At 40.8% G+C, this 25,549-nt stretch carries 25 protein-coding genes and 1 riboswitch; of the genes, 13 read left to right on the top strand and 12 right to left on the bottom strand.

Annotation, left to right across the window (positions count from 1 at the left end; genetic code table 11):
* Positions 1–21: 21 nt before the first annotated feature.
* A complete protein-coding gene (locus O7C57_RS14885) occupies positions 22–159 on the bottom strand; it encodes a hypothetical protein (RefSeq protein WP_269723288.1) in 138 nt (45 codons plus the stop codon).
* 589 nt (positions 160–748) lie between these two features.
* Here O7C57_RS14885 and uvrB point away from each other — a divergent pair.
* Positions 749–2,767, top strand: coding sequence for an excinuclease ABC subunit UvrB (uvrB, locus tag O7C57_RS14880; RefSeq protein WP_154624709.1), 2,019 nt, complete (start codon positions 749–751; stop codon positions 2,765–2,767).
* Positions 2,768–2,852: 85 nt separating this feature from the next.
* Here the strand turns inward: uvrB and yvcK are convergent, their stop codons facing one another.
* Positions 2,853–3,761: a uridine diphosphate-N-acetylglucosamine-binding protein YvcK gene (gene yvcK / locus O7C57_RS14875; protein WP_269723287.1), complete on the bottom strand. Its 909-nt coding sequence runs from the start codon at positions 3,759–3,761 to the stop codon at positions 2,853–2,855.
* A gap of 546 nt (positions 3,762–4,307) precedes the next feature.
* A riboswitch (molybdenum cofactor riboswitch) is annotated at positions 4,308–4,448 on the top strand.
* On the opposite strand from yvcK, the gene moaA reads away from it, so the two are divergent.
* The 5 genes from moaA to O7C57_RS14850 all read left to right on the top strand — a co-directional run bounded on the left by moaA (position 4,438) and on the right by O7C57_RS14850 (position 7,465).
* Positions 4,438–5,418 (top strand): GTP 3',8-cyclase MoaA, encoded by a 981-nt coding sequence (gene moaA, locus O7C57_RS14870; RefSeq protein WP_154624711.1) that lies wholly within the window; start codon positions 4,438–4,440, stop codon positions 5,416–5,418. It overlaps the preceding riboswitch by 11 nt.
* Positions 5,419–5,446: 28 nt before the next feature.
* The gene (gene moaC, locus O7C57_RS14865) at positions 5,447–5,926 is read left to right on the top strand and encodes a cyclic pyranopterin monophosphate synthase MoaC (protein ID WP_154624712.1); all 480 of its coding nucleotides are present in this window, start codon (positions 5,447–5,449) and stop codon (positions 5,924–5,926) included.
* Positions 5,923–6,168 carry a molybdopterin synthase sulfur carrier subunit gene (moaD, locus tag O7C57_RS14860; protein ID WP_251464547.1) on the top strand — a complete coding sequence of 82 codons (246 nt, stop codon included), beginning with the start codon at positions 5,923–5,925 and terminating at the stop codon, positions 6,166–6,168. The genes moaC and moaD overlap by 4 nt, the downstream gene beginning before the upstream one ends.
* 1 nt (position 6,169) lies before the next feature.
* Positions 6,170–6,622: a molybdopterin synthase catalytic subunit MoaE gene (moaE, locus tag O7C57_RS14855; protein WP_269723286.1), complete on the top strand. Its 453-nt coding sequence runs from the start codon at positions 6,170–6,172 to the stop codon at positions 6,620–6,622.
* 135 nt (positions 6,623–6,757) lie between these two features.
* The gene (locus O7C57_RS14850; RefSeq protein WP_154624715.1) at positions 6,758–7,465 is read left to right on the top strand and encodes a Bax inhibitor-1/YccA family protein; all 708 of its coding nucleotides are present in this window, start codon (positions 6,758–6,760) and stop codon (positions 7,463–7,465) included.
* A 134-nt stretch (positions 7,466–7,599) separates the two neighbouring features.
* Here the strand turns inward: O7C57_RS14850 and O7C57_RS14845 are convergent, their stop codons facing one another.
* The 5 genes from O7C57_RS14845 to cecR all read right to left on the bottom strand — a co-directional run bounded on the left by O7C57_RS14845 (position 7,600) and on the right by cecR (position 13,371).
* Positions 7,600–8,706, bottom strand: coding sequence for an ABC transporter permease (locus tag O7C57_RS14845; RefSeq protein WP_154624716.1), 1,107 nt, complete (start codon positions 8,704–8,706; stop codon positions 7,600–7,602).
* A gap of 12 nt (positions 8,707–8,718) precedes the next feature.
* Positions 8,719–9,858, bottom strand: coding sequence for an ABC transporter permease (locus O7C57_RS14840; protein WP_249999199.1), 1,140 nt, complete (start codon positions 9,856–9,858; stop codon positions 8,719–8,721).
* Positions 9,855–11,597: an ATP-binding cassette domain-containing protein gene (locus tag O7C57_RS14835; RefSeq protein WP_269723285.1), complete on the bottom strand. Its 1,743-nt coding sequence runs from the start codon at positions 11,595–11,597 to the stop codon at positions 9,855–9,857. Before O7C57_RS14835 ends, O7C57_RS14840 begins: the two co-directional genes overlap by 4 nt.
* 12 nt (positions 11,598–11,609) lie before the next feature.
* Positions 11,610–12,602: a secretion protein HlyD gene (gene hlyD, locus O7C57_RS14830; RefSeq protein WP_154624719.1), complete on the bottom strand. Its 993-nt coding sequence runs from the start codon at positions 12,600–12,602 to the stop codon at positions 11,610–11,612.
* Positions 12,603–12,684: 82 nt separating this feature from the next.
* A complete protein-coding gene (gene cecR / locus O7C57_RS14825) occupies positions 12,685–13,371 on the bottom strand; it encodes a transcriptional regulator CecR (RefSeq protein ID WP_154624720.1) in 687 nt (228 codons plus the stop codon).
* A 292-nt stretch (positions 13,372–13,663) separates the two neighbouring features.
* On the opposite strand from cecR, the gene rhlE reads away from it, so the two are divergent.
* From rhlE to O7C57_RS14810, 3 genes are all read left to right on the top strand, one after another.
* Positions 13,664–15,001: an ATP-dependent RNA helicase RhlE gene (rhlE, locus tag O7C57_RS14820; protein ID WP_163862722.1), complete on the top strand. Its 1,338-nt coding sequence runs from the start codon at positions 13,664–13,666 to the stop codon at positions 14,999–15,001.
* On the top strand, positions 15,001–15,957 hold the full coding sequence (gene dusC, locus O7C57_RS14815) for a tRNA dihydrouridine(16) synthase DusC (RefSeq protein WP_154621977.1): 957 nt from the start codon (positions 15,001–15,003) through the stop codon (positions 15,955–15,957). The genes rhlE and dusC overlap by 1 nt, the downstream gene beginning before the upstream one ends.
* Positions 15,958–16,139: 182 nt before the next feature.
* On the top strand, positions 16,140–16,388 hold the full coding sequence (locus tag O7C57_RS14810) for a GlsB/YeaQ/YmgE family stress response membrane protein (RefSeq protein WP_154621979.1): 249 nt from the start codon (positions 16,140–16,142) through the stop codon (positions 16,386–16,388).
* A gap of 194 nt (positions 16,389–16,582) precedes the next feature.
* On the opposite strand, the gene sseA is transcribed toward O7C57_RS14810, so the two are convergent.
* Positions 16,583–17,425 carry a 3-mercaptopyruvate sulfurtransferase gene (gene sseA, locus O7C57_RS14805; protein WP_269723284.1) on the bottom strand — a complete coding sequence of 281 codons (843 nt, stop codon included), beginning with the start codon at positions 17,423–17,425 and terminating at the stop codon, positions 16,583–16,585.
* A 27-nt stretch (positions 17,426–17,452) separates the two neighbouring features.
* The gene (locus tag O7C57_RS14800; RefSeq protein WP_167520925.1) at positions 17,453–17,614 is read right to left on the bottom strand and encodes a hypothetical protein; all 162 of its coding nucleotides are present in this window, start codon (positions 17,612–17,614) and stop codon (positions 17,453–17,455) included.
* A gap of 242 nt (positions 17,615–17,856) precedes the next feature.
* On the opposite strand from O7C57_RS14800, the gene dinG reads away from it, so the two are divergent.
* Positions 17,857–19,974, top strand: coding sequence for an ATP-dependent DNA helicase DinG (gene dinG, locus O7C57_RS14795; RefSeq protein WP_163862719.1), 2,118 nt, complete (start codon positions 17,857–17,859; stop codon positions 19,972–19,974).
* A gap of 101 nt (positions 19,975–20,075) precedes the next feature.
* Here dinG and dps read toward each other — a convergent pair whose 3' ends face one another.
* Positions 20,076–20,579, bottom strand: coding sequence for a DNA starvation/stationary phase protection protein Dps (gene dps, locus O7C57_RS14790; protein ID WP_154621974.1), 504 nt, complete (start codon positions 20,577–20,579; stop codon positions 20,076–20,078).
* A gap of 290 nt (positions 20,580–20,869) precedes the next feature.
* Positions 20,870–21,757 (bottom strand): threonine/homoserine exporter RhtA, encoded by an 888-nt coding sequence (gene rhtA / locus O7C57_RS14785; RefSeq protein ID WP_154622687.1) that lies wholly within the window; start codon positions 21,755–21,757, stop codon positions 20,870–20,872.
* A gap of 342 nt (positions 21,758–22,099) precedes the next feature.
* Here rhtA and O7C57_RS14780 point away from each other — a divergent pair, with 342 nt between their 5' ends.
* The 3 genes from O7C57_RS14780 to O7C57_RS14770 all read left to right on the top strand — a co-directional run bounded on the left by O7C57_RS14780 (position 22,100) and on the right by O7C57_RS14770 (position 25,104).
* The gene (locus tag O7C57_RS14780; protein WP_154622688.1) at positions 22,100–22,675 is read left to right on the top strand and encodes a TIGR00730 family Rossman fold protein; all 576 of its coding nucleotides are present in this window, start codon (positions 22,100–22,102) and stop codon (positions 22,673–22,675) included.
* A gap of 18 nt (positions 22,676–22,693) precedes the next feature.
* Positions 22,694–23,152, top strand: coding sequence for a GNAT family N-acetyltransferase (locus O7C57_RS14775; RefSeq protein ID WP_154622689.1), 459 nt, complete (start codon positions 22,694–22,696; stop codon positions 23,150–23,152).
* A 353-nt stretch (positions 23,153–23,505) separates the two neighbouring features.
* The gene (locus O7C57_RS14770; protein ID WP_269723283.1) at positions 23,506–25,104 is read left to right on the top strand and encodes an ABC-F family ATPase; all 1,599 of its coding nucleotides are present in this window, start codon (positions 23,506–23,508) and stop codon (positions 25,102–25,104) included.
* 74 nt (positions 25,105–25,178) lie between these two features.
* On the opposite strand, the gene O7C57_RS14765 is transcribed toward O7C57_RS14770, so the two are convergent.
* Positions 25,179–25,514 carry a zinc ribbon domain-containing protein YjdM gene (locus O7C57_RS14765; RefSeq protein WP_154622690.1) on the bottom strand — a complete coding sequence of 112 codons (336 nt, stop codon included), beginning with the start codon at positions 25,512–25,514 and terminating at the stop codon, positions 25,179–25,181.
* Between the last annotated feature and the right edge of the window lie 35 nt (positions 25,515–25,549).

Genomic DNA, 25,549 nt, shown 5'->3' with positions numbered 1-25,549 from the left:
AGTGCTAAAGAGTGGGAATATTTAAATGCCAAAAAAATCCACAATAAAGTGGATTTTTTGTTTTGCAGTGTTCGCAGGTATTGTTGGAAACATACTGACGAACACCAGTTGTTTCGCCATGACACTTGCATGTTCCGTGTTGCCATTAAAGCATGACATGTTCTATCTCATGGATCTTACTGAATAATTTTTTATGTTTCTGTTTGTACAGTGTAAAAAGTGATTCTGGATCGTTAATCCGCCATTTTTGTCAACTCTGATCCTGTAAACCAGAATAAATATTGTTTTTGTGATAAATTCTGCGTAAAAAAATTTTCACTGAATTGCCATTTTTCTGTCATTTATTTGGTCTATGTGGTTTTTAGAGTAGAACGGAAACGCACTATCTTAAAGGGATTGCAGAGTTATCCACTATTTCTGTGGATAACCTTGTGAATTAGATCTAAAAAAACAACCGTATCCAAGGTGACAAGCGGCTTTGCCTTTATTTGATGTGATTTCAGACTCATAAATAATCATATTGAAATACAATAAGTTAAATAAAATCAATACGCAATTTTTTATTTGAGATAAGAGCAGAAATGGCATCAGCATAAAATATATAAATAACGTTAGGTCAAGTAAAATTTTGGGGATAACCTAACGCTATCCACAATAAAATTTGTGCTAGAGAAATTTTAAATTCAGTACTTGAAGCTGGTTTTTTATCCAGTATTATAAGGGAATGATCGTTTAAGAGGCGTGGGTAATGAGTAAAGTATTTAAATTGTATTCTGATTTTCAACCAGGAGGAGACCAACCAGAAGCCATTCGTCGGCTTTCTGAAGGGTTGGAAGATGGCCTAGCTCATCAAACCTTACTTGGTGTAACGGGTTCAGGTAAAACCTTTACTATTGCCAATGTGATTGCCAAAGAAAACCGTCCAACCATGTTGATGGCACACAACAAGACGTTGGCTGCACAATTGTATAGCGAAATGAAAGCTTTCTTCCCTGATAATGCAGTCGAATATTTCGTTTCTTATTATGATTATTATCAGCCTGAAGCTTATGTTCCGAGTTCAGACACTTTTATTGAAAAAGATGCCTCTGTTAACGAGCATATTGAACAAATGCGTTTGTCAGCCACAAAGGCCTTACTGGAACGACGTGATGTGATTGTTGTGGCTTCTGTTTCTGCCATCTATGGTCTTGGTGATCCGGATAGCTATTTAAAAATGATGTTGCATCTAACCGATGGCATGATTATCGATCAACGCGCTATTTTGCGCCGCTTAGCGGATCTACAATATACACGTAATGATCAAGCTTTTACTCGGGGAACATTTCGCGTACGCGGTGAAGTTATCGATATCTTCCCCGCGGAATCAGATGAATATGCGCTACGGGTTGAATTATTTGATGAAGAAGTTGAGCGGCTATCTTTATTTGATCCTTTGACAGGCCAGATCCAACATCGTGTGCCTCGTTTTACCGTTTACCCTAAAACCCACTATGTCACTCCTAGAGATCGGATCTTAGAAGCGATGGAGCAAATCAAGGTGGAGCTGGCTGATAGACGTAAAGTGCTACTCGAAAATAATAAACTTTTAGAAGAGCAACGCATTACCCAGCGAACTCAGTTCGATCTTGAAATGATGAATGAACTTGGCTATTGCTCTGGGATTGAAAACTATTCACGCTATTTATCTGGTCGAGCTCCCGGAGAACCACCTCCAACCTTATTTGATTATCTTCCCGCAGATGGCCTATTGGTGGTGGATGAATCTCACGTCACCATTCCACAAATTGGTGCTATGTATAAGGGAGACCGTTCTCGTAAAGAAACGTTGGTAGAATATGGTTTCCGTTTACCTTCTGCACTGGATAACCGGCCAATGCGCTTTGAAGAGTTTGAAGCGTTGGCGCCACAAACGATTTATGTCTCAGCAACACCGGGTAACTACGAGATAGAAAAATCGGGCTCTGAAGTGATAGAGCAGGTGGTTAGGCCAACAGGATTATTGGATCCCATTATTGAGGTGCGTCCAGTCGCGACTCAGGTTGATGATTTACTTTCCGAAATTCGCATACGCGCCCAGAAAAATGAACGTGTGTTGGTCACCACACTGACAAAACGGATGGCTGAAGATTTAACAGAATACCTTGAAGAGCATGGGGAGCGCGTTCGCTACCTTCACTCTGATATTGATACAGTTGAACGTGTTGAAATTATTCGTGATTTACGGCTTGGTGAATTTGATGTTTTAGTCGGGATCAACTTGCTTAGAGAAGGTCTTGATATGCCAGAGGTCTCACTAGTGGCGATTTTGGACGCGGATAAAGAAGGCTTTTTACGTTCAGAACGCTCATTGATTCAGACAATAGGACGCGCTGCTCGTAACTTAAATGGTAAAGCGATTTTGTATGGCGATAAAATTACCAATTCGATGGAAAAAGCCATCAAAGAAACGGAACGACGCCGAGCTAAGCAGATCGCCTTTAACGAGCAGCATGGTATTGTTCCTCAAGGGCTGAATAAAAAAGTCGGCGATATTCTACAAATCGGCCACAAAGTGGGCGGAAAATCGAAAGGGCGCAATAAAGAGAATACGAAAATTGATCATCGCGATGATATCCAATTGCTATCAACAAAAGAATTGGAGCAACGTATTTCACAGCTTGAGGCTCAGATGTATAAACATGCTCAAGACTTGGAATTTGAAGCGGCTGCAAATGTTCGCGATCAATTACAAGAACTCAGAGAACGTTTTATTGCTAATTCATGATGAGATAACGTTAACCACGAGATGCCTTTCTCGTGGTTAACTTCAGAGCGTTTGAGTGGCAAATTGTCGACGGCTATACGAATGATTAAAGTAGTTGTACTGTTTCTTCAATCGCTCGCAAAAGCAATTTGCGGTCGTGACGATAAGGGATATCGTCGGCTTCTAACACACGCTGTGTTACTAAACGTTCATGGCGAATAGGTTCAATATTGGTTCTTGGGCCAACGATGACGGCATTAATTTTTTGGCAGCCAATATGTTGTTCCATCATCAGTAACTTTTCTTTTAAGGTTAGACTGGCAGCAGAGGTACTGAGTTCTTTACCAAGGTTGCCAATATAAATCATAGGGGCTTTACATTCACGTAATGCATCGGTGATGTCATCAAGCAGCAATAAGGGCATTAGGCTAGTAAAGAAGCTGCCTGGGCCGATTAAAATCAAGTCAGATTGGTGAATTGCTTCAACCGCTTCTGCGGTGGCTTTGACTCTGGGGTATAAACGTAGCTCTTGAGGCAATTCAACTAAAGCATCAACATTCACTTCGCCATAGACTTCATTCCCCATATCATCTATTGCCATCAAATCCACAGGGGATTCAGACATAGGAATGAGTTTTGCATCCACTTTTAGCATATTGCGGATCAAATTGATGGCATCAAGGGGGCGAACACTGAGGTGATCTAATGACTTTAACATTAGGTTACCTAAATTATGTCCAGAGAGTTCACCATTCCCACTAAAGCGATATTCGAACATAGCTGAGGCAATTGAAGGTTCTGTGATTAGTTGGTTGAGACAGTTACGCATATCTCCCCAAGCGATGCCGCCTTCTGCTCGACGGATACGACCAGTCGACCCACCGTTATCGGTAGTGGTAACAATGCCTGTTAATCGAGAACCTAAAGATGAGAGAGAAGACATTACACGACCAAGCCCATGTCCGCCCCCAAGAGCGACAACATGCCTAAAATCAGTCAGACTACTATTCGGCATAGTGTTCCTATATCAGTTATTTTCCAGCGCCATGGCTATTATACAGTGTTCTCGTTAGTGAGATGTAATTTAAACGAAAAACGGCGCGATTTGTCACGTTTAACACAAAACCGCGTTAATCTATCACAAAACCCTGGTTTGGGTTCATTTATCATCATTATTCACAGTAAAAATTTAAAATTATGATGAGTTAAAAATTAATTATCTCATCGGGTTATTTGTGATAATCAAGAAAGGATCAATAATTGTGTTAAACCTAAATTCAGATTGCTCTTAATTAACTAAAAAAACGATAATTGAAGTGATTTTCTTATCATCTTCAAATCTTTTCAAAATGTTCAAAATACATTTACCCACATACGTCATGACATTAAATTTATATTGGATTAACAAATGCATAACTAAATGCTAAGTCGTTGTATAATATATTATATATCGAAATTCAAATTCGCTTTTTGCTTTTATTTACGCTAAAATCCCTACATATAATAAGTGAACAAAGTAAACAATGTTGAGAGCTCATTCGCCACGTTAACTTGATTCGCTTATAGATAAAAACTCCTAGCCTTTGTGTCTAAGTTCGCGCTAACGAATATGATGCTTTGGCCGTGGTCTTTGAACCACCAGGGTGCAAGATAGAAATGTCTGCATCTCCCGTATTTGGAAAGGTGTCATTATGCAGCAGCTTGTCGATCAATTTGCTCGGAAATTTTACTATCTCCGCCTATCTATTACTGATGTGTGCAACTTTCGTTGTACCTATTGTCTCCCTGATGGTTACAAACCTAGTGGTCGCCACGAGTTCCTTTCGCTGAGTGAAATTCAGCGTGTTAGCCGTGCTTTTGCTGAATTAGGAACAGAAAAAGTCCGTATCACAGGTGGTGAGCCGACGATGCGTAAAGACTTTACCGATATTATCGCTGCGATAAACGAAAATAAATCAATAAAGAAAATTGCGGTTACCACCAATGGCTATCGTATGGCGCGTGATGTGCAGCAATGGAAAGAGGCGGGGCTTGGTGCGATTAATGTCAGTGTCGACAGCTTAGATCCTCGTCAATTTGCGGCCATTACAGGCCAAGACAAATTTTATCAAGTCATGCAAGGCATTGATGCAGCCTTTGACGCTGGTTTTAAGCAAGTCAAAGTCAATGCGGTGTTGATGAAAAACGTCAACGATATCGCACTCAAATCATTTTTAAATTGGATTAAGCATCGTCCTATTCAATTGCGTTTCATTGAATTAATGGAAACGGGGGAAGGCAGTGATCTTTTTAACCGTTACCATATTTCGGGAGAAACGATTCGTGACCGCCTTATTGAAGAAGGTTGGTACAGTGTACCCCGTGCACGGAGCGATGGTCCCGCACAAGTATTTAGCCACCCTGATTACCTAGGGGAAATTGGCCTTATCATGCCTTATGAAAAAGATTTCTGCCAAAGTTGTAACCGCTTACGCGTTTCTTCATTGGGAAATCTTCATCTGTGTTTATTTGGTGAGAATGGCATACCACTACGTGATTTGCTCAGCGATGACAACCAAAATGAAGCACTGAAAGCACGTATTCAAAGTGGATTACAATTCAAGCGAGAAACCCATTTCTTGCATATGGGCGACAGCGGCATTACCCCTAATTTATCGGTAATTGGCGGCTAACCCATTTTTGATTTTTTCAGGAGAAAATATGTCACAACTGACTCACATCAATGCGTCGGGTGAAGCGCATATGGTGGATGTTTCTGCAAAAGCGGAAACAGTCCGTGAAGCGAAGGCGGAGGCTTTTGTTACCATGAATGCAGACACCTTATCCATGATTATTGAAGGAAGTCATCATAAAGGTGATGTTTTTGCAACAGCCCGCATCGCAGGGATCCAAGCAGCCAAAAAAACATGGGAATTGATCCCGCTATGCCATCCTTTGTTACTCACCAAAGTGGAAGTAACTCTCCAAGCCTTGCCTGAAACAAATCAAGTACGTATTGAATCTTGCTGCCGTTTGACAGGGAAAACGGGGGTGGAAATGGAGGCACTAACGGCAGCGTCTGTTGCGGCTTTAACCATCTATGATATGTGTAAAGCGGTGCAAAAAGACATGGTTATTGGCCCGGTTCGTTTATTGGAAAAAACAGGCGGCAAATCAGGTCATTTTAAGGTGGATGCATGATTAAAGTCCTTTTTTTTGCTCAGGTGCGTGAATTAGTTGGTACAGATTGCCTTGAGTTATCAGAACATTATCCAACTGTTGAAGCGCTACGCCAATCCCTATCTAAACGTGGTGATCGCTGGGCACTCGCGTTAGAGGATGGTAAGTTGCTATCGGCGGTAAACCAATCTTTTGTTGCCACAGATCATCCTTTGAACGACGGTGATGAAGTGGCTTTTTTCCCTCCAGTGACAGGGGGATAAGATGAAAAATACCCATATTGCCGTTCAAACAGAAAATTTCAGCGTGGGTGAGCAATACGAATGGCTTGCAGAGTGTGATAGCGACGGAGCAGTGGTCACCTTTACTGGTAAAGTGAGAAATCACAATTTAGGCGACAGTGTTGCGGCATTAACACTTGAACACTATCCCGGAATGACGGAAAAAGCGTTAACCCAGATAGTAGTAGAAGCACGACAACGTTGGGAATTACAACGCGTTAGTGTGATCCATCGTGTGGGAACTTTACAACCGGGTGAAGAAATTGTTTTTGTTGGTGTCACTAGCGCTCATCGTGCAGCCGCATTCCAAGCTGCTGAATTTATAATGGATTATTTGAAAACCAAAGCCCCATTTTGGAAGAAAGAAACGTTGCCTAATAATGAACGTTGGGTTGAGGCAAAAGAGAGTGATGAGGCCAGTGCAGAGCGCTGGTAATCATCTGGATTTCTTATTGAGTTTTGAGTTTGTTGAATGTTAATGTCAATAAATTGTGATAAACTTTGCAAGATATTGTCTGGCTACGGCACATTGCTGTGGTCGTTTCTTACTAATGTATGAAGGGTAACCATCATGGATCGATTCGATCAACGTAATGATTCTCTTGTCCAGCGCAGCAGTGCCACCATTCAGACATTTATGTCTCAGGTGTATGGATGGATGACCGTTGGCCTGTTACTGACGGCTTTTGTCGCTTGGTACACGTTGGGTCTTTTACTCGAAGGTAAAATAATGCTAAGCCAAGGTCTTATTATCGGCTTAGTTGTTGTTCAGTTTGGTCTCGTACTTGGCTTATCATTCCTACTACCAAAAATGAGTGGAATGGTTGCAACGGGCATGTTTATGCTCTACTCAATGCTAACGGGCGTGACACTTTCTGTGATCCTTGCGGTATATACGCAAGAGTCAGTTGTCGGTACCTTTATTATCACAGCGGTGATGTTTGGGGCACTTAGCTTCTATGGCTATACCACTAAACGCAGCTTATCGGGTATGGGTAACTTCCTGTTTATGGCATTGATAGGCTTGATCGTAGCATCACTGGTTAATATCTGGATGCAAAGCTCTGCAATGTACTGGGTGATTACTTATGCGGGTGTGTTAATTTTCGCTGGTTTAACCGCATATGACACTCAAAAGCTGAAAGAAATGGGTGCACAAATTGATGTCGAAGATAAAGAAAATATGCGTAAATTCGCTATTTTAGGTGCATTGAACCTGTATCTGGACTTCATCAACCTGTTCTTGATGTTACTCCGTATTTTCGGAGACCGTCGCTAATTTAGCGGTTTTGCGTATCGTGGTTAGCTGATACGTGAATAGATAAAGTAAAAGAACATAAACCCTTGTTATGGTTTAACCAACAAGGGTTTTTTATTGCTTGTCGATCATAAAAAACAAGTGAATGAGAGCATCTAAGCTATTTTCTTGCGAAATAGATAATAAGCAATGGAGCTGGTTATCACCGATATGAAGAGTAACGGCCATAAACTGTGCCAAATAATATTGAAATCAGCATCTTTGAGGTAAATTTGTTTGGTTATTTCCGTAAAGTGGCGAATCGGATTTACCCAAGTGATATCTTGTAGCCATACAGGCATGTTTTCTACTGGAGAGATATAGCCCGATAGCAAAACAGCGGGCATCATAAAGACAAATACGCCAATGAAAGCTTGCTGCTGTGTTGAGCATAATGCTGAAATTAACAAGCCAAACCCTACCAAAGATAAGCCATAGAAAATCATGGTCGCATAAAAAAGAGGGAGGGAGCCTGCAAAAGGTATTTGATAGCAAAAGATACCAATCACTAAGACTAATGTAGCTTGTGCTGTTGCGATAATCAGCGCAGGAACCGCTTTACCGATAAAAATTTGCCAAGTGGTAAGGGGTGAGACAAGTAATTGATCGAGAGTGCCTTGCTCTGCTTCACGGGCAATCGATAGCGAGGTAACAATTAACACCCCAATAGTAGTAATTAACGCAACCAATGATGGCACAATAAACCATTTGTAATCGAGATTGGGGTTATACCAGTTGCGTACTATTAACTCACTATTATTGGCTAAAGGTTTTCCCGCAGTCAGTTCATGTTGATACTGCTGAACAATTTGTTGGATATAATTAGCCGCAATTTGTGCACTATTAGAATTACGGCCATCAAGCAGCAACATCATATTGGCAGTATGTTGGCTATCTATGTCTCCACTAAAATTCTGCCCAAAGCGTACGACTAACAAGCTTTCACGGTTATCCAGTGTTTCACGAATCTCATGTTCATTTTTAAGTAATAGAACCTTTGAGAAGGCCTCCGCCTTAGCCAAGCGTTGAGTTAGCTCTATGGCGTGTTGACCACCATCTTGGTCAAAAATCGCAATGGTTGTATTGGTTACCTCTAATGTTGCCGCAAGCGGAAATAAGATCATTTGGAAAATAACCGGCATGATCAAAATGATCCGTGTTTGCTTTTCTTGTAATAAAGATTGCAACTCTTTCATGATCAAGGTGTATAAGCGATAAAACATAGCAAATCCTTATCAATCAAGGCGTCGGCGCGTTTTCCATGCCGTTAAACCAATAAATAAAATGGCGGAAGCAATAAGTAGCAGTAAGTCGGTGAGTAAAACAATATAGATATCACCGGCTAAAAATAGCGTCTGTAGACTACTGACAAAATAGCGCGCTGGAATAAAGTAGGTCACGATTTGAATAACTATAGGCATACTTGATATTTCAAAAATAAAGCCTGACAGCATGATTGCTGGTAAAAATGCCGCATTTAAGGCAACCATAGCGGCATTAAATTGGTTACGGGTGATCGTTGAGATCAGTAAGCCCATCCCCAGCGCCGTCGCTAAATAGAGGCTCGTGATCAAAAACAGGACTAGGAGAGAACCTCGATAAGGGACATCTAGCACCAAGGTCGTGACGACCATACAGAGGATCATCACAAAAGAGCCAAGAATCTGATAGGGTAATAGTTTCGACAGTAATAGCTCGGTACGAGTAATTTGCGTAGAAAGTAAGGCTTCCATTGTGCCTCGTTCCCACTCTCGAGCTACAACTAATGAGGTTAAAATCGCGCCGACAACGGTCATGATAATACTGATTGCACCGGGTATAATAAAATGCTGGCTAATCGCTGCTTCGTTGAACCAGTAACGCATATTTAGATCAATAAGTGGTTCTGTTGAATAGCCTTTATTTTCACCTTGTTGCACTAACCATGTATGCCAAACACCTTTCGTGTAGGCCTGCACAAAGTTGGCGGTATTAGGTTCACTGCCGTCGGTAATCACTTGTATGGCGGCATGTCCTTCAGGCCGTAATAGCTGTTGTGAAAAATCAACGGGAACTACAACGATGCCGCGAATTTCTCCTGCTTGCATTTTATCAATCAATAATTGTCGGTTATCACTCACTGTGGCATCAATAAAAGGAGAGCCTGTGAAAGTATCAACCAGCTCTCGCGCTTCATGGCTTTGTTGATCCATTAATATGCCAATTCGCAATTGGCTTGAATCTAAATTTATGCCGTAGCCAAAGATAAATAGCAGCATCAATGGGATGACGACAGCGATTAATGCACTGCTTGGATCGCGCACAATCTGTTTGCTTTCTTTAATGCATAATGCTTTGAGTCTACGCCAAGAAAAATGAGACGCATTAGCGGTCATTGTTCCTCCTGCTGTTTATCATAGTCGAGTATCAGCTCAATAAAGGCATCTTCCATTGAAGGGTTCGGATTCGCTTCTGTGGCAACTTGTTGTTTTAAGGCATCAGGGGTACCTGCTGCAATAATTTTGCCACGATACACTAACCCAATTCGATCACAGTATTCCGCTTCATCCATGAAATGGGTTGTGACCATGACGGTGACTCCTTTATCTACCATTCCATTGATATGTAACCAAAATTCACGCCGAGTGAGAGGGTCAACACCTGAAGTTGGTTCATCAAGAAATAAAATATCAGGCTCATGCATCAATGAACAAGCCAGTGCCAGTCGTTGCTTAAAACCAAGTGGTAGAGAATCTGTTATTTGATGCAGTATGGGGGTGAAATTAAAAGCTTCAACCATTTCAGCGATTTTTTGAACTTGATGTTTGCCATGTAGGCCATAAACCCCTGAAAAAAATTTCAGATTTTGTCCGACCTTTAAATTGCTATAGAGAGAAAACTTTTGGGCCATATAGCCTAAGTGTTGTCGTGCCTTATCTGAGCTAGTTTTTAAATCCATCCCTAAGACCAAAGCTTGCCCTTCCGTGGGTTTCATTAACCCACACATCATTTTAAAAGTGGTTGATTTTCCTGCGCCATTAGGGCCGAGTAAGCCAAAGATTTCGCCGCGTTTTACTTGGAAATTCACCGTGTCCGTTGCAGCAAAGTCACCAAATTTTTTGGTAAGGTTACGTGCTTCAATAACGGTTTCACTGGGGTTTGCAGGAATTTGAGGCATGATAGCCGCTAGCTCTGAGCGATGAGATGGCCCTCCACCCAATAAATCAATAAAGGCATCTTCGAAACGAGGCTCTGCTTCAACAAGTTTACCATTAGGTATATTCAAGCCTTGTAATAGTGATTCTTTAGATGCGTTTTCTTTTAAAATCAAACGAATGTATCGACCTTGAATAACCCCATCGGTCGTTTCAGGAAGTACAAGGGCATCTTGTAAAACGGTGCGTTTATTTTCGGCAGGAACCTCTAATAAATATGAGCGCCCGACCATTTTTTGGGTCAGTGTTTGTGGTTGTCCTGAAAAAAGTAGCTTACCTTGGTTTAGTAATAAAACATTTTTGCATTGCTGGGCTTCATCAAGATAGGACGTACTCCATAGGATCAACATGCCCTCATCAGCTAAGGTATGAACCATCTGCCACAATTCCCGCCGTGCTATCGGGTCGACTCCCACTCCGGGTTCATCCAAAAGAAGCACTTTAGGTTTACCTATCAGTGTGCAGGCTAATCCCAATTTTTGCTTCATTCCACCTGATAATTTCCCCGCTAGCCTATGAGTAAAACGGGTTAAATCGGTAAAGCTGAGTAGTTGTTGATAGGTTTTTTGGCGCTCTTCTCCAATAACGCCACGTAAATCAGCATATAAATCGAGGTTTTCTTGGACGGTTAAATCTTCATATAAACCAAACTTCTGTGGCATATATCCCAAGTTAGCATGAACTTGTACACTATCCGCGATAGGATCTAACCCCATTAGGCTGATTGAGCCAGAATCTGGTTTTAATAAACCAGCAAGCATTCTCATCAGCGTCGTTTTTCCTGCTCCATCAGGACCAACTAACCCAGTGACTGAACCGCCATAGATTTCAGTGGTTAAGCGTTCTACTGCCGGCGAATCCAGTCCTATAAATGTCTTTTCGACCTCTTGAAGACGAATATGATAATCTGATTCACTCATCATACACTCTTATTACTGCTCTTGAGGGAAACGAATAGTGACAGGCATTCCTTGACGTAAAGCATCATCAGGATTGCTGACAATAATACGTAATCGATACACAAGGTCAGTGCGTAGTTCAGGCGTTTGGACGCTTTTCGGCGTAAATTCAGCGGTTGGTGAGACAAAGCCAATGGTGCCATGGTAAGGTGCATCAGGGCGGCTATCTGTGTAGAGTAAAACTTCTTTGCCGGGAACGGCCATACCCAAATTGGGCTCATTCACATAAGCTCTAGCCCAAACAGGGCTTGTTAGAGTGACACTAAAGACGGTATTCCCAGCCCCGACAATAGTGCCTGGTTCGATTGCTCGAGTAAGAATGGTGCCATCGGAAGGGGCTGTCAAAATGGTATCTTGTAAATCTAATTCGGCTTGTGCAACAGCCGCTTCCGCTTGTAACCATTCACCACGAGCGGCTTCTATTTCCTCTTTACGGAATCCACTCTGATATTGATTCAATTTATCTTGTGCTGCTTTCAAAGCTGCAAGAGCTTGATTACGATTCGTTTTAGCATTATCCAATTCATTGGCGGAGATAACGTGGGATGCTGCTAACCCTTTTTGACGTTGATAAAAACTTTCTGCGTATTGCCATGCCGCTTGTTTTTGCGCGACTTCCGCTTCAACTTGTGCAACTTCTTGAGTTCGATAACCTTTTTCCTTCATGGCTAGTTGCGCTTTGGCACTATCCCTGATCCCTTTAGCTTTATTCAACGCATTGATATAAGGAGCTTTATCAAGCTCCCCGAGTGTTTGACCTTGGGTAACGCGCGCGCCTTCATCAACATTCAAAGACGCGAGCTTCCCACCTACACGAAAGCCTAGATTAACGGTTCGTACGTCAATATTGCCATATAAGGTTAATGTTTTATCTTGTTGTGATTGATACCAATAATAGCCACCAGCCGCGATCCCGATTACTATGACAATAAGAATAAAAAAGACAGAACGACGTTTACTGTTCATAATTAACCTTATTTCGTGTAAATATTGTGATTTAAAAGAGATAGAACAATAATCTATAACCAATTTTTATAGATTAATCATATCACTTTTTACCTTCTTTGCGATGGCGTAAACCTTCTAATAATATATTGGTGTGCTCTATCAGTACCTGATTGATAATTTTATACTCCTCTTCATTAATGTGTTTCCAGCCTGTTTGCCGAAGGAGTGTCTCTCTTGCGATACGGAATGAGAGCGTTTCCCCCAAAATGGCATGGGTCTGAATTAACGTGGTTAATTTGTTCGGATCGGAGCCTATATAGATAGCAATAAGCCGATTCAATTTAGTGTAAATAGGACCTAGAGCCTGTTCATGGATAATCGTATAAGCTTCAGTGGGATTGAGCTGTTCTCTAGCAAGTATCCGTGAAAAGCTAAGGTTCTTTTTTTCTAATTGGAAGTAGTTGTAACCTACTAAGATTTTTTGCAAATGCGTAATGGCTTCATCAGGCGAGGGTGCCGGTTGACGAAGGTAAGTATCTATTTCTGAAATATTTTCACTAAAATTTTCTTTTATTGTATCTGCAATCAATTGTGCTACAGCTAGGTATAGACCCTCTTTTGAACCAAAGTAATACGAAATAGCAGCAATATTTTGGCCTGAAACCTGAGCAATTTTGCGGGTTGTTGCTCCATCCAGACCTAATTCACCATAGACATCAGCAGCCGAATATAACAACTGCACTTTGGCGTTTTCTCCTCTATGAGTTGATGGTGTATTTATGGTCATGAAATTTCCTTAAACAGTTAAAATTAAATATTAACTTAACTAGCGCTATGCAGCTTTTTGCTTTCCGCACTGACGGAAAACGATATATTGCAGTGTGTAATAGTTATATATACTATATTCAAGTAATTTTGTATTAATTTATTTTATAAACTAAATTAATATACTTATTAGGAACAAATAATGTTACAATTTTTGCAATAGCACGGCAGTTTGCACCTTTATCCTTCTACATGATCCTTCCCCTCGAACTGCCTCTGATTATTCAGAGTGGTGAAGCCCGGAGTAATTTAAGTTGACTAGTTTTTCAGACCTCGCATTAAACGAGGAAATTCTGCTTGCCATCAATGAGTTAGGCTATGAATCACCGACGCCAATTCAGCAGCAAGCTATCCCGGCAGTTCTTGCTGGCCATGACTTATTAGCAAGCGCCCAGACAGGAACGGGAAAAACCGCGGGCTTTACGTTACCTATTTTGCAGAAATTGATCTCCACTCCCCGCACAGGGAAAGATCGTAAACCCATTCGAGCATTGATTTTGACGCCTACCCGTGAATTGGCTGCTCAAGTTGCTGAAAATGTTAAAGAATATAGCCGCCATTTGAAGGTTCGCTCCTTTGTGGTCTTTGGGGGGGTCAGCATTAACCCTCAAATGATGAAATTACGTGGTGGTGTTGAAATCTTGATTGCGACACCCGGACGTTTACTCGATTTAGAACATCAAAATGCGGTTAATTTATCCCAAGTTGAAATTTTTGTTCTTGATGAAGCTGACCGCATGTTGGATATGGGATTTATTCATGATATTCGCCGTGTTATCAATAAATTGCCTAAGAAACGCCAAAATTTGCTGTTTTCAGCGACGTTCTCTGATGAAATTAAACAGCTAGCGAATAAGCTATTAGATAACCCAATTACTATTGAAGTCGCTCCCCGTAATTCAGCCTCTGAACAAGTCACCCAATTTGTGCATCATGTTGATAAAAAACGTAAAGCGGAACTTTTATCCTACATGATCGGTCGTGATAATTGGCAACAGGTGCTCGTGTTTACGCGTACAAAACATGGCGCGAACCGACTTGCTGAGCATCTTAATAAAGATGGAATAAAAGCCGCTGCAATCCATGGAAACAAAAGCCAAGGTGCACGTACACGCGCCCTAGCAGACTTTAAATCAGGTGACATACGTGTCTTAGTGGCTACAGACATTGCTGCGCGTGGTTTGGATATCGAACAGCTTCCTTACGTCGTTAACTTCGAACTGCCTAATGTGGCGGAAGACTATGTTCACCGTATTGGTCGTACAGGACGAGCAGAAGCAACGGGAATGGCGGTATCACTAGTTTGTGTGGATGAAGTTAAGTTATTAAAAGATATAGAAAAATTATTGAAAAAATCCATCCCCGTTATGGCGATTGATGGTTATGAGCCCGACCCTTCAATTAAGCCTGAACCTATTCAGAAAGGCCCTCAGCGCAATAATGAGAGACGTAGCGGTAGCGGTAAGCGCCATACCACGTCTGCGAAGCCTCGCCGTGAACGCACCGAGAATACGAAAAGTAAGCCGGCAACTTCTGGTTCACCGTGGAAAAAATCACAAAAGAAAGTGCGTCAGGGGCATGGTGAAGGCTAATGCGTGTTGTTCTGGCTCCAATGGAAGGCGTTCTCGATTCTCTGGTACGTTCGCTACTCAGTGAGGTCAATGATTATGACCTCTGTATTACCGAGTTTGTGCGTGTTGTCGATACTCTACTTCCTGCGAAAACGTTTTATCGATTATGCCCAGAACTACGTCATGGGAGTCGTACACCGTCGGGAACATTAGTACGCGTACAACTATTGGGCCAGCATCCGCAATGGCTCGCGGAAAACGCGGCTAGAGCGGTTTCTTTAGGTTCATGGGGGGTTGATCTTAATTGTGGATGTCCCTCTAAAACGGTCAATGGACATGGTGGCGGAGCGACATTACTGAAGCAGCCTGAATTGATCTACCGTGCAGCGAAAGCTATGCGTGAGGCTGTTCCAAAGGAGCTCCCTGTGTCTGTTAAAGTAAGATTAGGTTGGGATAGTAGCCAGCTTTGCTATGAAATTGCCGATGCAGTTGAACAGGCAGGCGCGACAGAGCTCACAGTACATGGGCGAACCAAGGAAGATGGTTATCGAGCCGAGAAAATTAATTGGCAAGCTATTGGTGATATTCGTCAGCGTTTATCGATCCCCGTTATTGCTAATGGCGAAATTTGGGATTATGAAAGCGCTCAACGCTGCCTTGAAATGACAGGCTGTGATGCCATTATGATTGGCCGAGGTGCCTTGAATACGCCGAATCTTAGCCATGTGGTGAAAGCAAACCAGCCTAAAATGCCTTGGGAACAAGTTGGGAAGCTACTCTTAAAGTACACTGAGTTAGAGAAACAAGGAGATACAGGGCATTACCACGCTGCTCGTATCAAACAGTGGTTAGGTTATTTACGCAAAGAATATGAGCAGGCCAACCTATTATTCTCACATATTAGAGCACTAAAAACTGCCAATCAGATCGCAGAAATAATCGAAAAAGAAGTTAAACAAACATTAAATAAAAGTTAAATTGTTTGAAATTTAATCATTCAATTGTATTTTATTTGCCAAAATAGCGTATTAGATCTTTACTTAAATTGGTTAATCATTTTTAAGTCATGTTAAATTGGGTTTAAATTGTTTGTCATAGAATGGCAAACTCACAGGATTAAACTCTATTTTACCGTGTTTAATTTGTATGGAGGTCTATGATGGGAGTTATTTCTTGGGTTATTTTTGGTCTTATTGCAGGTATTTTGGCGAAGTGGATCATGCCAGGAACCTACCAAATCGGTTTTGTCATGACGACCGTACTCGGAATTGTTGGGGCCGTCGTTGGTGGATATATCAGTACTTTCTTTGGCAAAGGTAAGGTAGATGGTTTCAACTTTGGCAGCTTTGTGGTTGCCGTGATCGGTGCGATAGTCGTGCTATTTTTAGCTGGAATATTTGCTAAATAACCTGATACCCAATCAGAATGAACCTTAAAATAAACCACCGTTAATTAGGTGGTTTATTTTTATGGAAATCGTCATGCTGATACTATAGATATCTTGGCTCACTCAATTATGGCTGATGAGTTCCCAAGATTTCAGCTAACACTCCCTTATGTGAGTTAAGTCGCTTTATATGCAAGGGAGTGATAGCACAGTGACTAAGGTTCTATCGGTAAGCCGTTATCTTGCCCCCATTCAGCCCATGAGCCATCGTACAGGCTAACATTGGTATTACCTAATAGTGTTAATGCCATTAAGACGACGGCGGCGGTCATACCTGAGCCACAAGTTGTGACAGAAGGGGCATGAATATCAATGCCTTGTTTAGCAAACAGCGCTTTCAGTTCTGTTTCTGATTTAAACTCACCCTTGTCGACTAACAGATCCCAAGGCATATTTTTACTACCAGGGATATGCCCCATGCGTAGACCCAGACGAGGTTCAGGGGCTTGCGCTAAAAAGCGTGCGGCGGCACGGGCATCAATAATCTGTACTTGCTTTTGCTCTTCTACTAGTTCAAGGACTTGAGCTTGATTTAAAACATTTTCACGCTGGCATTTGGCCGTGTAGGTTTGCGGTGTCGGAGGGATAACTTCTCCTGTCTGAGTTTCAAAACCTGCCGCTTTCCATGCATCAATGCCACCAGCTAGAATTTTGACATTTTTGTGGCCCATCGTTGTAAATGTCCACCACGCGCGAGGCGCAGAGAATAAATTATTCTGAGCGTAAATGATTACTTGAGTATCATTATTTATTCCCATTTTACCGACGGCCTGACTAAATGTAGTTTCATCTGGCAGCATATGTGGCAGGGCAATACGCGTATCTGCCACTTCATCTTGATTAAAGAATTGGGCATGAGGAATGTGTTCTTCTAACCAACGCTGCCGACAATCATAAGGCGCGGTTGGAGGGGGAGATGAAGCATCTAGTACGATAAGGTTAGTATCTGACAGGTGGTCATGTAACCAGTGAGGTGTGACAAAATAAGCGTCATACATAAATTATCTTCATCCTGAATGTAAATATTATTGAGCCTGATTAACCGCAGGAATAATAGAAGGTTGCTGTGGTTGACTGTGTTCAATAGGTGTCGTTGAACGTGTATAAATATTCATGCCCGCTAAAACAATCCCACCAACGGAACCGAATGCACATAGCGCGAAGAGAGCGATAACAACCTTTTTCATTTTTTATAGCCTGAGTTGAAGAAGTAGACCCAAAGTATAACTCGATGAGTGTTGCAGACAAGTTAAATACTCTTTTTTGTGCGGATGAATGGGGAATTTGCCAACCTGTTCCCAATTTTGTGGCATAATGGTTTTTTAAACAGTAGTTTTTGCAAAGCACATCGTAAATACTTTCTGATAACGTCTGGTTTATTAACCACATTGGTTATTCTACACCTTCTAATGTAAACAGCAGTGAGCCTATGTCTCTGTCAAATAAAATTAAAGAACATATAACCCAATGGTATAAAGGGTTATCACACCATATTGACGGGTTCGTTTCCCGCGCACCACAGCGCCAAATGATTGCTGAAGTTGCAAAAAATTTGTCTGATGAAGAAGGGCGACATTTGGTGATTGAGGCACCAACAGGAGTAGGCAAAACACTCTCTTATTTAATACCCGGTATTGCTGTTGGGCGTGAAGAAGGCAAAATATTAGTCGTCAGCACGGCGAATGTCGCGTTACAGGATCAAATTTTCAGTAAAGACTTACCATTACTCAGTAAAATAATTCCCGACCTTAAGTATACAGGCGCTTTTGGTCGAGCACGTTATGTATGTCCTCGCAATTTAGAGGCAATTTGTGCAGCTGAAGGCGAACAAATTGACTTAATGTTGTTAGTCGAAGATAAGGCTGAAATAGCCAATAGTGAAGAAAGAGCGATTTGTCAGCAGCTACGTAATGACTTTCATAGCTTTGCATGGGATGGGTTGAGGGATCACCATAAACGAGCATTTAGTGATAGCTTATGGCGAAAGGTGAGTACTGATAAAATGAATTGCTTAGGTCGCAATTGCCAATTTTATCAGCGCTGTCCATTTTTTATTGCCCGCCGAGAAATTGAAGATGCGGATGTCGTGGTGGCAAACCATGCCTTAGTGATGGCAGCGATGGAAAGTGAATCCGTATTGCCTGAACCTAAAAAGCTGCTTTTGGTACTCGATGAAGGTCATCATGTGCCTGATGTTGCGAGAGATGCATTAGAAGTAGAAGGTGAAATCACCCTTGTTCAATTAACTGCGCAAGTGGATAACTTTATTCATAATGTAGGGCAGTATGTTGCTCAGTTTAGCCCAGCTAAACCACCGAAGTTAGCGAATCCCGAACGATTGCATCAACATGCAGAAAAATTAAGGGCGGCATTTCGTGATTTTTCACTATTAACAAATGCTTTATTGCCAGAAACCTCGAAGGACAGTGAATATTTATTTCCGTTGGGACAGTTACCTGAGGCAATGCAATTATGCTGTCAGGATTTATTCAAATTAACAGATGCCCTTAAAGGCTTATCTGAAGCGATTTTAAATGATTTAACTGAACAGACCGCGAAACAAGATATTGTTCGCCTACATCGCGCTATTTTATCAACTAGCAGAGCGTTAGGTTATTTTGAAAATATGGCAAAATTGTGGCGTTTAGCGACTCTTGAGCAAACATCAGGCGCTCCGGTATCTAAATGGCTTAGTCGTCGTTATGAGAAAAATCAGTCTCGTTTATTTATGCACTGTGCTGGTATTCGAGTGAGTGAACAACTTCAGCAACTGTTATGGCGCAATGTGCCACATATTGTGGTGACCTCTGCAACGTTACGTTCACTCAACAGTTACGCGCGTTTTCAAGAGTTGAGTGGGTTATCAGAAAAAAGTGATGATCGTTTTATCACTTTATCGTCTCCTTTTAATCATGTTGAACAGGGAAAATTAGTTATTCCTCAAATGAAATATGAGCCAACTATCGCGACCGAAGAGCAACATTTAGCGGAGATGGCAACCTATTTTCGCCATGAATTAGAGAAAGGAACGCATCGAGGGATGTTGGTGCTATTTAGTAGCCAACGCGCTATGGACGGTTTTTTAGAACATGTGAAAGATTTGCGTTTACAATTATTAGTACAGGGGGATCAACCTCGTTACCGATTAGTGGAAACGCACTGTGAACGCATCGATAAAGGTTTAGTTAGCGTATTAATTGGCTTGCAATCATTCGCTGAGGGGCTTGATTTAAAAGGCGAATATTTAACTCAGGTGCATATTCATAAAATTGCATTTCCACCTGTAACGAACCCAGTCATTATCACAGAGGGGGAGTGGCTAAAATCGCTTAAGCGCTATCCTTTTGAAGTTCAAAGTTTACCGAGTGCTTCTTTTAATCTAATTCAGCAAGCTGGCCGCTTGATCCGTAGTCATGAATGCTACGGTGAAATTATTATTTATGATAAACGGTTAATCACCAAAAATTATGGCAAGCGGTTATTGAATGCGCTACCCGTTTTTCCTATTGAACAGCCTCAAATGCCAATAAATAAACAGGTCACATGAAGTGAACTAAAAATTGAAGGGGTTTAATAACCAATAGGGATGAAAAAGGCCACACCATGGTGTGGCCAAGGGGCAGTCAAGGTTGACTATTGTTATCGACATTACTCAATATTGGCTTCTAAGAACCATAGGAATTTATCAAGGTCACGTGATGCTGCTGTAAACATATCCGCAGTGTCTTCATCTTCGACTTCATCAATAGCCTTACGGATATCATTAGCAACAACAGCATAGCGATCGGCTAGTGCTTTGAGGTGATCCTGCACATCATGGATATCAATTGGATATGCCTCTAACGAAGTAAACTTATTCACTTGCTGAGTGGTCCCAATAGCGACTCCGCCAAGTTGAACTGCACGTTCTGCAAATTCATCAAGGTGCTCAACTAAAGAGGCACGGAAACCATCAAGCATTTCATGTACAGCAATGAAATTACGACCACGCATATTCCAGTGTGCTTGTTTTGTCATTAAAGATAGATCGGTGAAATGAACCACCATGACATTCAACATATCAATAGTTTCTAATTTGACACTATCTTCAACATCATTGCGGGTATATAAAAGGTTTGCTTGAGGTGCTTTAACTAATTTAGCTGTACTCATAATTTTCCCCTTATAAGTCTTTAATTTATCAGTATCCTGTTTCTGTTAAATAATATAAAACAACAGAGTCAGTTTGTCATAATGCTATATTCTATTACTTTGATAGGTAAAATTGATAACGAATTACAAGTAAATTAATTATTACTAAATAATAATATAGGATTAATAAGGTAATATTTCAATGACGTTAAAGAAAATTTACAATAAATAAGGTTAATAAAGAAAGTTATTTTAACTTTATTAACCTTGAATAAGATAAAAATAATAAAAGAAATTCAAACGTTATATATTTAAGTGACTTCTTCTATTTTAGTTTTTGGACGCGCAGTAGATGTTGAACCAATAGATGCACATACTATACATAATAGCGCTAACCATTGGGTTGCAGTTAAATGCTCCTGAAGAAAGATAATGCCTAGGAATGCGCCCATACAGGGTTCTAAGCTCATCAGGGTACCAAAGGTTCTTGCTGGAAGCCGCGTTAGGGCGATCATTTCAAGAGTATAAGGAAATGCAGTTGATAAAACAGCAACCGCTAATGCCAATGGTAAAATAGCGGGATCAAACATGGCTTCAACACCAGTTTGCATTAATCCAATCGGGAAAAAAATCAACGCGGAAATAAATGAACCAATAGCGACAGTTGCAGCACCATAACCCGCGCCGGCACGTTGACCAAAAATAATATAAATGCCCCAACACACGCCAGCACCGAGCGCATATAAAGCACCAATCGGATCAAGGGCATTAATATTATCACCAATAGGTAATAAAAATAGCAAGCCAACGATAACCAATGCTATCCAAAGGAAATCAATAGGGCGGCGAGATGAAAACATAGCAACGGCAAGTGGGCCAGTAAATTCGAGTGCAACCGCGATCCCTAATGGAATTCGTTCTAAAGAGAGATAGAACAAATAGTTCATGGTTCCCAAAGAAAGGCCATATGTGAGCAGAGGAACAAGGGAGTTGCGTCTAAATTTCAATCGCCAAGGCTTAAAAATAACAAATAAAATAACGGTCGCAAGCAATAGGCGTAGCCCAGTTACCCCCGGAGCACCGATAACAGGAAATAATGTTTTAGCTAGAGATGCACCGCTCTGAATTGAGGTCATTGCAAGCAACAACAACCCTACAGGTAACAGAGGAAAAGCGCTCTTTTTAGTATCGGCAGACATGAATAATTAAACCTCAGAAATACGTTATCAAGCCTATAAAATGCTTGGCTATTCTTAAATATGAATAATTTTGCGACAAAAGGAAAAACACATAGCTTAGCAATAAGATGGACGTAATTATGGCATAAATTCAACATAGATAATATGTGTTTATAAAATATAAAGCACAATAATACATGACATTTAATGTTTGTCTTGTTAACCCGATACCGACTAAAGTATAGACTAAATTTGGACAATAATTTATATGCGACTTTATGGCTTTATACAATGTGTATTGAGGTTATCTTTATGTGACGTATAATTATTTTTCAATAAAAACACAATAATAATGAGGACAAAATGAAAAAAATTAACAGTATCGCGGTATATTGTGGGTCAAGCATGGGGGCGAATGAGGTTTATCGGCAGCAGGCTATTCAATTTGCTGAAGAAATGGTCAAACGTAATATTACTTTAGTCTATGGTGGTGCTAGCGTAGGCATTATGGGAACAGTGGCTGACACCATTTTATCTTTAGGCGGAAAAGCCATTGGCGTTATTCCTTCATTACTTGAAGAACGTGAAATTTCACATAAAAACCTCACTGAATTATATAAAGTTGAAACAATGCACCAGCGTAAAAATAAAATGATAGAGCTAGCTGATGGTTTCGTTGCTTTACCCGGAGGATATGGCACGCTTGAGGAATTTAGTGAGGTATTTACTTGGAGCCAAATTGGTTTACATACCAAACCTTGCGGCCTGTTCAATATTAATAACTATTGGCAACCATTAATCGATATGACCAATAAAATGGCAGATGAGGCTTTTTTGCAGGAAAAATATCGTCACATGGCGATTGTTGAAACTTCTCCAGCGGCATTATTTGATCGCTTTGAGAGCTATATCGCGCCATCAATAAAAACATATAGCTAACTTATTAAGAGGGGATTTATGATCCGATGTGCGGTTAAACAAGACCTTGAAGCAGTGCTTTCCCTATACGAGCTATTATTTTCAGAGATGGCGAATTTAGACAGTGAAAGAATGCAACCAGCAAAACAAGCTAGAGAGTTTGTCGAACATGCCATTAGTGATGAAAAATTTCAGTTGCTAGTGGCAGAGCATGATGGAAAAGTTAAAGGTTTTTGCCTCGCTCAACAACAATCAGCATCTCCCTATAACTGTATGGTTCCTAGAGATTTTTGTTATATCTTTGACCTTGTCGTTGCTCCAGAATTAAGAAGTCAAAAAATGGGGCATCAATTTCTTGAGCATATGAAAATATGGGCGAAAGAACGCAATTTAAGTCATTTAGAACTTTCTGTATTATCACAAAATCATCAAGCTATTAAGTTTTATGAGAGAGAAGGGTTAACAGAAATCACTCGTACCATGGGAATTAAGCTATAAAAGCCCATTGATGGCCTAATAATAAATATTGGGCCATCACGATATTATCAATATATTCTATTTTTTATTGCGATTATATTCCGTTGTCTTAACAAAGAATATTTTTATTTAGAACTTAAAGGTCATTATACAACTTTTTAATACCATTCATTATATCGTCATAATAGCAATAATTAGTATTGATATATAAGCTCATAACCGATTCATGTTTATCTCATTTGATTATAGACAGAGCAGGTGGATGACTATTGATCTCGGTGGCGCAATCAGTACAAGATCTAAGCGAACGAATGTGGCATAATGCGCCGCTATTTGGTTGGGTATCCTCGACATCATAAATTAAAGGCATAGAAGTGTTACAGACAAGCAATATCACTATGCAGTTCGGCAGTAAGCCGCTGTTTGAAAATATTTCCGTTAAATTCGGAACAGGAAACCGTTATGGTTTAATCGGCGCAAATGGCGCCGGTAAATCGACATTTATGAAGATACTAGGGGGCGATCTTATACCAACTGCGGGAAATGTAAGTACCACAGATCCTAATGAGCGCATTGGTAAGCTTCGCCAAGATCAATTTGCCTTTGAAGAATACACGGTACTGGATACTGTGATTATGGGGCACGTTGAGCTATGGAATGTAAAACAAGAACGCGACCGTATTTATGCCCTCCCAGAAATGAGTGAAGAGGATGGCTATCGCGTTGCAGACCTTGAAGTCGCTTACGGTGAAATGGATGGCTACAGTGCGGAAGCTCGTGCGGGTGAGCTGCTGCTTGGTGTTGGTATTCCTGTCGAGCAGCATTACGGCCCAATGAGTGAAGTTGCTCCTGGTTGGAAATTGCGGGTACTTTTGGCTCAAGCACTGTTCTCTGATCCCGATATTTTGTTACTCGATGAACCAACCAACAACCTTGATATCGATACTATTCGTTGGTTAGAGCAAGTATTGAACGACCGTAACTGTACGATGGTGATTATTTCCCATGATAGGCACTTCCTGAATACAGTTTGCACCCATATGGCCGACTTAGATTATGGTGAGCTGCGTTTGTTCACGGGTAACTATGATGAGTATATGATTGCCGCAACACAAGCAAGAGAGCGCTTACTTGCCGATAATGCGAAGAAAAAAGCGCAAATTGCCGAATTGCAATCATTTGTGAGTCGCTTCAGCGCTAATGCCTCTAAATCAAAACAAGCAACTTCTCGTGCACGCCAAATTGATAAAATTCAATTGGAAGAAGTTAAAGCCTCTAGTCGCCAAAACCCATTCATACGTTTTGAACAAGAGAAAAAATTGTTCCGAAATGCATTGGAACTTGAAGCTGTGACCAACGGTTATGAGCAATCCCCTCTATTCAAAAATGTGAGCTTATTGCTAGAAGTTGGTGAAAAAATGGCGGTTATCGGTGCGAACGGTATTGGTAAAACGACATTTTTGAAAACACTGGTAGGTGAGTTACCACCTAAAAGTGGTACAGTAAAATGGTCTGAAAATAGCTCTATCGGCTATTATGCTCAGGATCATGCCGAGGATTTTAATACTGATTTAACCGTTTTTGATTGGATGAGCCAATGGAAAAACGAAGGGGATGATGAACAAGCCGTCCGCAGTATTTTAGGTCGTTTACTGTTCTCTCAAGATGATATTAAGAAAAAGGTTTCTGTTTTATCGGGTGGTGAACAAGGCCGTATGTTATTTGGTAAGCTCATGATGCAACAACCAAATATCTTAATTATGGATGAGCCAACCAACCACTTAGATATGGAATCGATCGAATCCTTAAACCTTGCGTTAGAACTCTATAAAGGAACATTGATTTTTGTTTCTCACGACCGTGAGTTTGTCAGTTCATTAGCAAGTCGTATCTTAGAAATTAAGGAAGATAAAGTGATTGATTTCAAAGGCACTTATGATGAATATTTGAAGAGCCAAGGGGTTGTTGAATAAACTGACTATAGTTTATAAATGATTGAAAAAAGACCTAGCCTAGCTAGGTCTTAGTTTTTAACAAAATAAGTTAATTAGTTCTTTTTCACAAATTCAGATTTTAGCTTCATTTGGCCGAATCCATCAATTTTACAATCAATATTGTGGTCGCCTTCGACTAAGCGGATACCTTTTACACGAGTACCAATTTTTAGCATTGATGAGCTGCCTTTCACTTTTAGATCTTTAATGACAGTGACAGTATCGCCATCTGCTAATAGATTTCCGTTCGCATCTTTAACGACCAACTCATCGCTTTCTTCAACAGGCTCGGCATCATTCCATTCATGCGCACACTCAGGGCAGATATACATATCGTTATCAGTATAGGTGTATTCAGACTGACATTTCGGGCAAGGAGGGAATTGCATATTAAATACTCTCAGTAACTTATTTAGTAATGTAA

Origin of the sequence: Providencia sp. 21OH12SH02B-Prov, from assembly GCF_027362595.1 — a bacterium.
In the GTDB taxonomy this organism is placed as follows: domain Bacteria; phylum Pseudomonadota; class Gammaproteobacteria; order Enterobacterales; family Enterobacteriaceae; genus Providencia; species Providencia zhejiangensis.
This window is presented reverse-complemented; position numbering and strand designations above follow the sequence as displayed.